The sequence below is a fragment of the Actinomycetospora sp. genome, from assembly GCF_036497585.1.
Taxonomy (GTDB): Bacteria; Actinomycetota; Actinomycetes; order Mycobacteriales; family Pseudonocardiaceae; genus Actinomycetospora.
In genome coordinates this window covers 33,896-44,416 of record NZ_DASXJD010000199.1, presented here as the reverse complement: position 1 = coordinate 44,416, position 10,521 = coordinate 33,896, and the positions used below count along the sequence as shown (strand labels likewise).

Here is a 10,521-nt window from a genome sequence, read left to right as displayed (position 1 = left end):
ACATGCACATGGCGATCGGCTCGGCGCTGACGATGTTCGACAACCGGATCGCGCCGTGGTTCACCGAGGGCACCGACTTCGACGGGGCCGACCCGCTCGAGGGCTGACGGTGGCCCGGTGATCGGCACCGGCACAGGCGGGTACTCCCCGCGCCGTGCCGTCGATGATCACGATGACCGTGTCCGGGGACCGCCTCGGCTACCTCGACGAGACGCTCGACTCCTGGTCCCGGGTGCGGGGCCTGCGCGACCGGTCCTTCGGCTTCGTCGTACGTCCTCGCCAATCCCCACCGGTACCTGCGGGACGCCTGGTTCGAGGCCGCCCGTGCGCCCCACGACGGCGCCGGCTGGGCTTCGACTTCGGCATCGAACGGATCGCGGAGGCCACCGGCCTGCGGTTCGTCGCCCCCCTCGCGAGCCGCAGCGACAACATCGGCCGCGAGGGCGGGGTCCACGCCCTGCCGGAGGACTTCGAGGCCGGCGCGCCCCGACCTTCCTCCCGCACCGCGCCCCTGTCGCCCGACGAGCCCGGCGGGGCGCGGCGGGACCCGTGGAGCTGCCCGCTACCGTCGGGGGATGACGAGCACGCGGGAGGACCGGTCGACCGTAGCGATGACGGTCCGCAGTGATCACTCCCCCGGGCACGAGTCCGCGCTGCTCCAGCGCATCATCCTGCCCCGCCCGGCCGATCCGGCGACGGTGCGCGCGCTCTACCTCGACGAGGGCACCGCCACCTCGCTGCGCTCGGCCGCGCCCACCGCGCACCGGCCGGGCACGTTCGCCACCGAGGCCGACGACTTCGTCCTGCATCTGGCGACCTCCGGCGGCCGGCACGCCGAGGTGCTCTCCCGCACGAGCGTGCGGATCCCGCCCGGGTCCGAGACGTCGTTCGCGGCCTACTTCAACGCCTTCCCCGCCTCCTACTGGCGGCGCTGGTCGGTCCTCGACGCCGTGCACCTGCGGCTGCGGCTCGCCGGGTCCGGCCGGGTCGACGTCAACCGCTCCACCGCGCGCGGGGTGCCGGTCCACGTGCACGGCGAGGTCGTCACCGGCGAGGTCTCGCTCGACGTCCCGGTGCCGCTCACGCCGTTCGAGGACGGCGGGTGGGTCTGGTTCGACCTGTCAAGCGGCGACGCCGACTCCGACGGCCCGGGGCACCTCGAGCTCGTCGAGGGCGGCTGGTACGCCGACCGGTCCGCGCCCGGGCGGGCCGCGGTCACCGTCGGGATGCCGACCTTCAACCGGCCGACCGACTGCGTGGCCACCCTGCGCGCCCTCGGCGAGGACCCGCTGGTGCGCGACGTGCTCACCGCCGTCGTCATCCCCGACCAGGGCACGTCGAAGGTCGTCGAGCAGGAGGGGTACGACGAGGCCGCGGCGCTGCTGGGCGACCGGCTGCGGATCGTCGACCAGCCCAACCTCGGCGGCTCCGGCGGCTACAGCCGGATCATGTACGAGGCGCTCGAGCACACCGACTGTGAGCACATCCTGTTCATGGACGACGACATCGTCCTCGAGCCGGACTCGGTGCTGCGCGCCCTCGCGTTCGCCCGGTTCGCCCGCGCCCCGATGCTCGTCGGCGGGCAGATGCTCTCGCTACAGGCCCGCTCGCACCTGCACGCCATGGGCGAGGTCGTTGACCGGAACACCTTCTTCTGGCAGCTCGCGCCGCACACCGAGGACGACCACGACTTCGCCGTCGACTCGCTGCGCGAGACGCTGTGGATGCACCGGCGCACCGACGTCGACTACAACGCGTGGTGGATGTGCCTGATCCCGCGCGTCGTCGCCGAGCAGGTCGGGCAGCCGCTGCCGCTGTTCATCAAGTGGGACGACTGCGAGTACGGCCTGCGCGCCGGGGCGCACGGCTTCCCGACGGCGACCGTGCCCGGCGTGGCGATCTGGCACATGAGCTTCGTCGAGAAGGACGACAGCTCGGACTGGCAGGCCTACTTCCACGCCCGCAACCGACTCGTCGTCGCCGCCCTGCACGGCCCGGACGACCCGAAGGCGATGCTGCTCGACTCGCTCAAGCGCACCCTGCGCCACCTCTTCCTGCTCGAGTACTCCGCGATCGCGCTGCACCAGATGGCGATGCGCGACTTCCTCTCCGGCCCGAAGGCGCTGTTCGGCTCGTTGCCGACGGCGCTGGGGGCGGTCCGCGCGACCCGGGCCCGCTACCCCGACGGCACCGTCCACCCCAGTGCCCGCGACCTCCCCGAGCCGCCCCTCGGCGCGCTCGCCGCCCAGCTGTGGCCGCAGCCGCCCCTCGGGAAGATCGCGCAGGTCAAGGCGCTCGCCGGGGCGCTGCGCCACCAGCTGCGCCCGGCCGACACGACCGCATGGGAGCGCCCGCAGCGCAACGTCCCCGCCGAGCACGGGACCTGGTTCCTGCTCTCCCGGCTCGACGGCGCCACCGTCTCCACCTCCGACGGCACCGGGGTGACCTACCGCAAGCGCGACCGCCGGCAGTTCTGGGAGCTGCTGCGGGTCTCGCTCGCGCTGCACCAGCAGGTCCTGCGGGCCTGGCCCGCGCTGCGCCGCCGCTACCGGGAGGGCATGCCTGAGCTGATCAGCCGTGAGGCGTGGGACGAGCAGGTGTTCGGGCGCTTCCGGTAGGTGCGCTCCGCGCACCTGAGCACTAGTCCGCCGTACGGGGCGGAATAGTGGTCACAGGGCCGGAGGCCACCAGGTCGTCGAGGACGGCGTCGCGCAGCAGCACGCCGGCCGCCTCGAAGCCGTGGGCGCGGACCCGGGCCGCGTCGATCCCCAGGGCGTGCCCGAGCACCTGTGCGCCGGCGGTGAGGAGCACCTCGCGGGCGTCCTCGATCGCGTAGCGGCCGCGGGTGCGCCCGCCGTAGCCGACCACCGCCACCACGGTGCCTGTCCAGTCCCGGCGGGCGAGGTCGGCCAGGACGCGGACGGCGCCGGCGTGGACGTACTCGGGGACGAGCACGACGGCGGCGGCGCCTGCTGGTGCGTGGTCGCGCCGGGCGGCGAGGCCCTCCTCGAGCCACCGGGCCAGCGGGTCCGCGAAGTCGGCCCGGCGCAGGCAGGGCCGCACCACCGTCGGGGTGTGCTCCTGGGCGATCACGGCTGCCTCCTCACACCGTTCCCGTGCCGTCTTCACGGTCGCCATACGGTGGCCGACGCGGTGGGCCGGGTTCAACGCATTTCCCGGGCGGCGAACGCGCCCGCCCGTCGGGGGCGGAGGACGGCGGTGCCATCATTCGGCGCATGGCGGAGCAGGGGACCGAGGGGAAGACGGCGTCGGCCGGCGGCGAGAGCGCGTCCCAGGACGCTTCGTCGGGCGAGAGCACGGGCCGGCACGCGGCGAACGACGAGGTGAGCGGGAACGCCGCGGCCGAGGCGCAGGCGCCCTCCGAGGACCCGAGCGGGACGTCGTCGAAGTCCGAGCAGGCCTCGGAGCAGAAGACCGAGGAGAAGTCCGAGCAGGCCTCGGAGCAGAAGACCTCTGACCAGAACCCTTCGGAGCAGAAGACCGAGAAGGTCGAGACGGCGCCGCAGCGCGGTCAGGGCGACACGTCGTGGGCCGAGCCGGAGCACGGCGCGTCCGGTGGCTCGCGGCACCGCTCCATCGACGTCGGTGAGCTCGCCTGGCGCACGGGCAACGTGCTCGCCACCGTCGTGCGCACCCTCGCGCTGCTGTTCACGCTCGTGCTCGTGGTGAACGTCGTGCTGGTCCTCGTCGGCGTCAACCCGGCCAACGGCGTCGCGCAGTTCGTCGGCGCCGTCGCAGACATCGTCATCCTCGGGTTCCGGGACCTGTTCGTCCCCGCGAACCCGATCATCATGCTGATCGTCAACTCACTGGTCGCGGCCGTCTTCTGGGTCTTCGTCGGCGAGCTGCTCTCGCGGCTGATCCGCTTCCTCGCCGCCCGGCTGAACTGACGGCGACGGCTCACACGCCGGCCGCGGTGGACGCCGCCCCCGCGCCGACCGGTCCCGGCACGGAACGGACCGGCAGCAGGGCGGCGAGGCCGACGAGCAGCACGATCCCGATCCCCGCGATGCCACAGCGCTGCTCGCCGAACAGCGTGATGAACAGGCTGAACAGCGCCGGCGCGAGGAAGCTGACCGCCCGACCCGTCGTCGCGTAGAGCCCGAAGATCTCACCTTCGCGACCGGGCGGGACGAGCCGGGCGAGGTAGCTGCGCGAGCACGCCTGGGCCGGCCCGACGAAGAGCGACAGGAACAGTCCGCCGATCCAGAACGCCGATTTCCCCGAGGCCGGCAGCAGTGCGGCCGCGACGATCACCAGGGCGATCAGGGAGACGATGATGACCCGCTTCGGCCCGATGCGATCGTCGAGCATGCCGCCCACCACGGCCCCGACGGCCGAGACCACGTTGGCCGCGATCGCGAAGAAGATGACCTCGGTCTGGCTCAGCCCGAAGGTGCCCGCGGCCAGCACGCCGCCGAAGGTGAACACCGCGGTGAGCCCGTCCCGGTAGATCGCGCTCGCGACGAGGAAGCCCAGCAGGTTCCGGTCGGTGCGGCCCAGCTCCACGAGGCGGCGCACGAGCAGCGCGTAGGAGCCGAACCACCCGACCCGCGCCGCCTCGCCGTCGCCGGGAGGAGCGGGGTAGGGGAAGCGCATGACCAGCACCGGGATCGCGAAGAGCGCGAACCACCCCGCGCACACGAGCGCGATGACCCGGGGGCCGAGGTCGGGCGAGGGGAACGTGATCGCCCCGATCGGCGCGATGAACAGCACCAGGCAGGCGATCAGCAGCACGATCCCGCCGAGGTACCCGGCCGACCAGCCGACGCCGGAGACCCAGCCGGTGCGTCCCGGCGGCGCGAGCCGGTAGATCATCGCGTTGTACTCCACCTGCGCGAGCTCGTAGGCGAAAGTGCCGATCCCGAGCAGGACCAGGCCGAGCAGCAGATAGGACGGCGAGCCCTGGACGAAGAACATCAGGGCCGTCGCGACGACGATCACTGCGGTCAGCAGCCCGAGGCGCCGCTGCCGGCCCTGCTCCGCGCCGGAGGCGTCGCTGCGCTGCCCGTAGACCGGCGCGGTCAGCGCCACGAGCACTCCGGCGATCGCGATGGTGTTCGCGAGCGCCGACGAGCCGGACGCCTCGTCGGCCGCGACGCCCGAGGTCAGGTAGACGGTGAAGACGAAGGTCGTGATGACCGCGTTGAAGGCGGCCGATCCCCAGTCCCAGGCGGCCCAGGAGAGCAGCGGACCGAGGGTGCGCGGCGGCACGGAGGCCTGCTCGGTGGACACGGGGCGGACGCTATCGGGTCCGCGGGAGAAGCCTCCGGTCCACGACACGGTTCGCGACCACTGGGCGCGTGGCGTCATCCTCTCGGCGCAGCACCGTGCGGCGTCGGACAAGGGACCCGGAGCAGAGCGTGACGGCGGCGGGATCTCGGCCGGGTGATCACGGACGGCCCTGTCGGGTCGGCGTGACGGAAACATCATCCGGACCCGGACGAGCGCGCCGCGCGGTGATCACCGACGGGTGAGGACCGGCCCCCCGGGCCGCCGCGGCCCCTGTCGGACACGGGGGGTCACGTTCTGGTCACATGGCGCCACGCGATCACCAGGTCGCCCCGAAGACCAGAGATCGAGAGGACATGATCGTGGGAGCTTTCCGCAAGGCCGTGCTGGCGACGTCGCTGATCGGCGCCGGGCTCGCGAGCACGACCGGTGCCGCCCTCGCCCACGAGGATGGCGGCGCGACCGTGCAGAAGGGGCTCATCAACTCGAGCGACTTCGCGCCCAACACCTCGCTCGACGCCTGCAACAACGACGTCCCGGTCAACGCGCTCGGCGTCCAGGTGCCGGTCCAGGACCTGGCCGGCAGCATCCCGGTGCTCTCGAAGGCGGAGAAGGGCAACTCGGCGACCAACGCCAAGTCCTGCCACAACCCCATCGCCGCCTCGAACTAGAGGCCTCGGGTCCCGCGTGACCCGACCCGACGACGCGCCCGGCACGCCAGCTCCCCCGCGGCGTGCCGGGCGCGTCGTCGTTCGCGGGGGCGTCTACGGTGCGCACGGGATCGGCGTGCAGTTCCGGAGCGAGAGGACCCCGGCGGTGCTGAAGGGCTTCAAGGACTTCCTGCTCCGGGGCAACGTCGTCGACCTCGCCGTCGCCGTGGTGGTCGGCGCCGCGTTCACCGCGGTCGTCACGGCCTTCACCAACGCCTTCCTCAAGCCGCTCATCCAGCTCATCTCGGGCGGCGGCCAGTTCGGCGGCTCGTTCGTCGTGAACGGCGTGGTCTTCGACTACGCGTCGTTCGCCAACGCGGTCATCACCTTCGTCCTCACGGCCGCGGCGATCTACTTCCTCGTCGTCTACCCGCTGAAGGTGATCTCGGAGCGCCGCCGGCGCGGCGAGGAGGCCGGTCCGGCCGAGTCGACCGACGTCGAGCTCCTCACCGAGATCCGTGACCTGCTGCGCGACCAGGCCCGGTCCTCCCGCGGCGGCCGCGACGACGGCGGGACGGCGGGACGGATTCCGCATCAGGAGCGCTAGCGCACCTATTGCGACGCCCAGTACCCGAAGGAGTGGTAGTCGGGGTAGGGCGCGAGGTAGGGCTGGCGCGGTCCGAGGGTGACGGCGAGCGTCGGGGACGTGACCGCGCTCCCGGGGATCGTGAACGACGACTGCGCCCACGAGCCGGCGGCGGTCGCGAACTGCCAGGTGCCCACCGGGTGGCCGTCGGCGCCCACGGCGACGACGCCGGCCTCGGTGTTGCGGTTCTCGACCGGCTCCCGGGCGTCGACGCGCGCCGTCAGCGTCACCGGGCGCCCGGGGGTGAGGCCCCGCAGCTCGAAGTGCTCCCCGCCCACCACGTGCCGCCCGCTGTCGACCACGACGCGACCGCCGGGGTCGGTCTGGTTGCGCACCTCGGTCTGGTCGGCGAGCCCGATGAGCGCCCGGTCGACGCCGTAGCCATGGGCGGCCTCGTCGGCGAGGTCGCCGACGTTCAGGTGGTCGACGACGCGTCCGGGCACCGGGGCGTCCGGGGTGTCCCCGCTGCCGAGGTGGGACCAGTCCGCCTTCCACACGCTGATGACGGCGCATTCGCCGGTGGTCTGGCAGATGCCCCCGAAGGGGCCGGGGTCGCGGTCCGGGCTCTTGGCGTCGAACGACGTCACCGGCTTCTCGCCGAAGATCTTCGCTGCCTCCAGCTCGCCGACCGGGACGAGCTCGGTCCGGTCGAACACCGAGAAGTACGTCGGGCGACGGTCGGCGGGCAGGCGCGCGAGGGCCTCGTACATCGCGCCCGAGCCCGCCAGGGCCGGGCGGGCCAGCCCCGGCGTCGTCAGGCCGACGAGGTCCACCACGCGCCGCCCGGAGAACCAGGCGACGGCCCCGACGTCGTTGACCCCGATCACCGCGGTCGGCGGGGTGTGGCTGCGCAGCCATTGTGACACCGACACCGCGGACTCCCGGATGCCGGCCGCCTGCTGGCCCTGGCGCAGCGCCCACGTCGGCGCCGAGACCAGCCCGAACGCGAGCAGCACGGCGACGATGCCCGTGGTGAGGACCCGGCCGCGGCGCGCGTCGGCCGCGGCCCTCCCGATGGCGCGCGCGCCGAGCACGGCGAGCAGCACCACGACGGGCAGGAACGGCTGCAGGTAGCGGCCGTCCTGCCAGAGTGCGGTCTGCAGCGTCGCCACCGCGAGGAGGACCCCGACCAGCCCGAGCCCGAGCACGCCCGCAACGAGGCGGCGCGGCGGCGGCCCCAGCGCGAGCGCGGCCAGGCCCACCGCGGCCAGCAGGGCGATGCCGGGACCCGCGACCTCCGTCGTCGAGGTGCCGCCCACCAGCTGGAGCGCCGTCTGCACGGTGGCGACCACGCGGTCGAGGACCTCGAGGGGCGAGCCCAGGGGGCGGGAGAACCACGACTTGGCGGTGATGCCGCTGTTCTCCGCCGAGCCGGTGAGCAGCCGGTAGAGCAGGAACTGCGCCAGGGCCGCGAGCACCGGGACGGCGCAGCGGGCGGCGACGGCCACGAGGCGGCCCGGCGGGTCGAGCCCGCGACGGTGCCGTGACACGAGCGTCGCGGCCACCCCGAGGAGGACGACGACCACGAGGACCAGGCCCTCGGGCCGCGTGAGGACCAACGGCGTCGCGACCCACGGCAGCACCCGGAAGCGGCCCGCGTGCTGCTCGCACACGAAGGCCAGGAGGGTCGCGGCCGCGAGCAGCGCGACGAGGCCGACCTCCATGCCGCTCGTGGCGCCCCACAGCAGCGGTCCGCACAGCGCGGTGAGGACGGCCGCGACGGTGCCCGTCCATCGCGACCCCAGCGTCCGGCCGAGCAGCGCGACGAGCACGACGGTGCCGGCGAAGCACACCACGCCGAGGGCCAGCGCGGCGTAGAGCAGCAGACCCGGGGGGACGACGACCGCCGCGACACCGAGCAGCAGGACGTAGAGCAAGCTGCTCGCGCCCGTGGTGGGCGGGGCGCCGGGCTGGTAGCGCAGGAACTCGCCGAGCCCGATCTGTCGGGCGTACTGCAGGCGGATGTAGACGTCGTCGAGCGGCGGGACGACGCGGCCCTGGTTGTAGGCCGCGTTCACCGCGAGCGTCGCGAGGGCGGTCAGGACGGCGAACCCGGCGACGGCGAGGAGCGCGGCATCGGGACGCCTCGAGTGGGTGTCGACCCCGTGTGGGTGATCCGTCGTGGGACCCGGGCGCGGCTCCGGTGCTGCGAGTCCCGGGTCGGCCATCGTCTGGCCCCTGGTCACGACACGTTCCTCTCCGTCCCGCCTCTCCCGGCGGGGACCCCGGCCACGGTAGGCGGACCCCCGACGGGACCCGAGGCCGGGTCCGGAGGCCACGGTGCGTGATCTCCGAGGTCACGGCCGGTGCGCGACCCGGCTCCACTCCTTCGGGGTGGGGCGAGGGCCGCCCGGTCGAGGCGTTCAGGAGGCGGGGTCCGCGGCACTCGATCACCGAGAGTGCCGGGCATGACCGGAGGTGCTGACGTCGAGGTGGAGGTCATCGCTCGATCCACTGAACGGAGTATCAGGAATGGGCCGCGTGGTGCCGTTCCCATCATCGAGCGGTGCGGTCACCGGACCGGGTCGCCCAGCCCACGACCGTCGGGGAGGCACCACGTGGGGACGCTGACCGCGCTCACGACGCGGACGAGCCGCCGCGCGTACGACGGCGCACCGGAGACCGTGTCGGGCCTCTCGCGCCTGCCCACGATGCCGCTGGCGGCCGTCCCCGCCGCGGCGTCGTCGGGGGCGACGGTGACCGCGCTGTCCTCCGCGCCGTCGGTGCTGCCGCTGCCGCGCACGCGCGGGACCGCGCCGACCCCCGCCGTCGCCACCCCGCAGCGGCCCGCGACGCCGGCCCGGCCTGCCGTCGGGACCTCGCGGGGCGACATCCCCCAGCTGACCGGCCTGCGGTGCGTCGCCGCGGTGTGGGTGCTGCTCCTGCACGCCTCCTACGTGCCCGGCGACGTGTTCGCGCGCTGGACCGCGCCGATCGCGCCGCTGGTGGCCGCCGGCCCGCTCGGGGTCGACCTGTTCTTCGTGCTCTCCGGGCTGGTGCTCACCCGCGCCTACCTCGAGCGGCTGGGGGAGCGGCCGACGGCGGCCGGGGTGTGGGCGTTCCTGCGGGCCCGCGTCGCACGGGTCTGGCCGCTGTACGCGGCGGTCACCGTGGTCTTCGGGCTCTGGTGCTCCGCGCGGCTGGTGTTCGGGCACGACGGCGTGGTGGCGTGGCAGTCCCCCCAGCCCGACCTCGGGCCGTGGGGCTGGCTGCGGCAGCTCACCATGACCCAGCTGTGGGACTCGCGCGGCATCGAGGGCATCTCCTTCGTGCTGCCGGCCTGGTCGGTGAGCGCCGAGTGGCTGGCCTACCTCTGCTTCCCGGTACTCGTGCTCGGGGTGTGGCGCATCCGGAACTGGCCGCTGCCGGTGCTCGGGGCACTCGCCGTCGTGGCGGCCTCACCGATCGCGCTGGTGTCGCTGGGGTCGGCGGAGTCCGGGGAGACCGGGGCCTGGGCCTGGGCGCTGCGCATCGGCGGCGGGTTCACCGCGGGGATGCTGACGTGGCTGGTCGTGGCGCGGATCGAGCGGACGCCGCGGGTGGAGCTCTGGGCGCAGCGGATCGTGCTCGGCGTGGTCGCGGAGACCGCGCTGGTGGCGTACTGGGCGGCCTCCGCGCCGGCCTCGGCGGCGATCCCCGCGGCGGACCGGCTGTGGTTCGCGGTGCCGATGTTCCCGGTGCTGCTCGGGGCGCTGTGCCTGGCCCGGGGCGGCGTCGTGCGGTTCCTGTCGCACCCGCGGCTCCAGCACGGCGGACGGATCTCCTACGCGATCTACCTCGTGCACTTCCCGCTCATCGAGATCACCGTGGTGGCGATGACGCGGTTCCCGGCGCTCGCCCCGAACAGCTCGCTCGCGGCGCTCGCCGTCCCCCACGTGCTGGTCGGTTCGGTGCTGGTGGCGCACTGCGCGTACCGGTGGATCGAGGAGCCGGCCCGAGGTGCGCTGACGCGCAGGTGAGCACTTGCAGGGG

General features: G+C 73.8%; 9 protein-coding genes. 6 read left to right on the top strand and 3 right to left on the bottom strand.

Annotated features, from left to right (window positions below; translation table 11 throughout):
* Nucleotides 1-163: 163 nt before the first annotated feature.
* Together VGH76_RS19290 and VGH76_RS19285 are read left to right on the top strand one after the other, a co-directional pair.
* Complete coding sequence (locus VGH76_RS19290; RefSeq protein WP_331558335.1) at nucleotides 164-628, top strand: hypothetical protein; 465 nt, start codon at nucleotides 164-166, stop codon at nucleotides 626-628.
* Nucleotides 576-2,618, top strand: coding sequence for a glycosyltransferase (locus tag VGH76_RS19285; protein WP_331558334.1), 2,043 nt, complete (start codon nucleotides 576-578; stop codon nucleotides 2,616-2,618). The genes VGH76_RS19290 and VGH76_RS19285 overlap by 53 nt, the downstream gene beginning before the upstream one ends.
* Before the next feature lie 22 nt (nucleotides 2,619-2,640).
* Here the strand turns inward: VGH76_RS19285 and VGH76_RS19280 are convergent, their stop codons facing one another.
* Nucleotides 2,641-3,093 (bottom strand): hypothetical protein, encoded by a 453-nt coding sequence (locus VGH76_RS19280; protein ID WP_331558333.1) that lies wholly within the window; start codon nucleotides 3,091-3,093, stop codon nucleotides 2,641-2,643.
* Nucleotides 3,094-3,236: 143 nt separating this feature from the next.
* Here VGH76_RS19280 and VGH76_RS19275 point away from each other — a divergent pair, with 143 nt between their 5' ends.
* The gene (locus tag VGH76_RS19275) at nucleotides 3,237-3,911 is read left to right on the top strand and encodes a hypothetical protein (RefSeq protein WP_331558332.1); all 675 of its coding nucleotides are present in this window, start codon (nucleotides 3,237-3,239) and stop codon (nucleotides 3,909-3,911) included.
* 10 nt (nucleotides 3,912-3,921) lie between these two features.
* Here the strand turns inward: VGH76_RS19275 and VGH76_RS19270 are convergent, their stop codons facing one another.
* On the bottom strand, nucleotides 3,922-5,256 hold the full coding sequence (locus tag VGH76_RS19270; RefSeq protein WP_331558331.1) for an MFS transporter: 1,335 nt from the start codon (nucleotides 5,254-5,256) through the stop codon (nucleotides 3,922-3,924).
* A 359-nt stretch (nucleotides 5,257-5,615) separates the two neighbouring features.
* On the opposite strand from VGH76_RS19270, the gene VGH76_RS19265 reads away from it, so the two are divergent.
* Together VGH76_RS19265 and mscL are read left to right on the top strand one after the other, a co-directional pair.
* Nucleotides 5,616-5,924 (top strand): hypothetical protein, encoded by a 309-nt coding sequence (locus VGH76_RS19265; RefSeq protein ID WP_331558330.1) that lies wholly within the window; start codon nucleotides 5,616-5,618, stop codon nucleotides 5,922-5,924.
* 145 nt (nucleotides 5,925-6,069) lie between these two features.
* On the top strand, nucleotides 6,070-6,510 hold the full coding sequence (gene mscL / locus VGH76_RS19260; RefSeq protein WP_331558337.1) for a large conductance mechanosensitive channel protein MscL: 441 nt from the start codon (nucleotides 6,070-6,072) through the stop codon (nucleotides 6,508-6,510).
* Nucleotides 6,511-6,515: 5 nt separating this feature from the next.
* Here mscL and VGH76_RS19255 read toward each other — a convergent pair whose 3' ends face one another.
* The gene (locus tag VGH76_RS19255; protein ID WP_331558329.1) at nucleotides 6,516-8,735 is read right to left on the bottom strand and encodes a hypothetical protein; all 2,220 of its coding nucleotides are present in this window, start codon (nucleotides 8,733-8,735) and stop codon (nucleotides 6,516-6,518) included.
* Between the two features lie 372 nt (nucleotides 8,736-9,107).
* On the opposite strand from VGH76_RS19255, the gene VGH76_RS19250 reads away from it, so the two are divergent.
* Nucleotides 9,108-10,508: an acyltransferase family protein gene (locus tag VGH76_RS19250; RefSeq protein WP_331558327.1), complete on the top strand. Its 1,401-nt coding sequence runs from the start codon at nucleotides 9,108-9,110 to the stop codon at nucleotides 10,506-10,508.
* Nucleotides 10,509-10,521 lie beyond the last annotated feature (13 nt).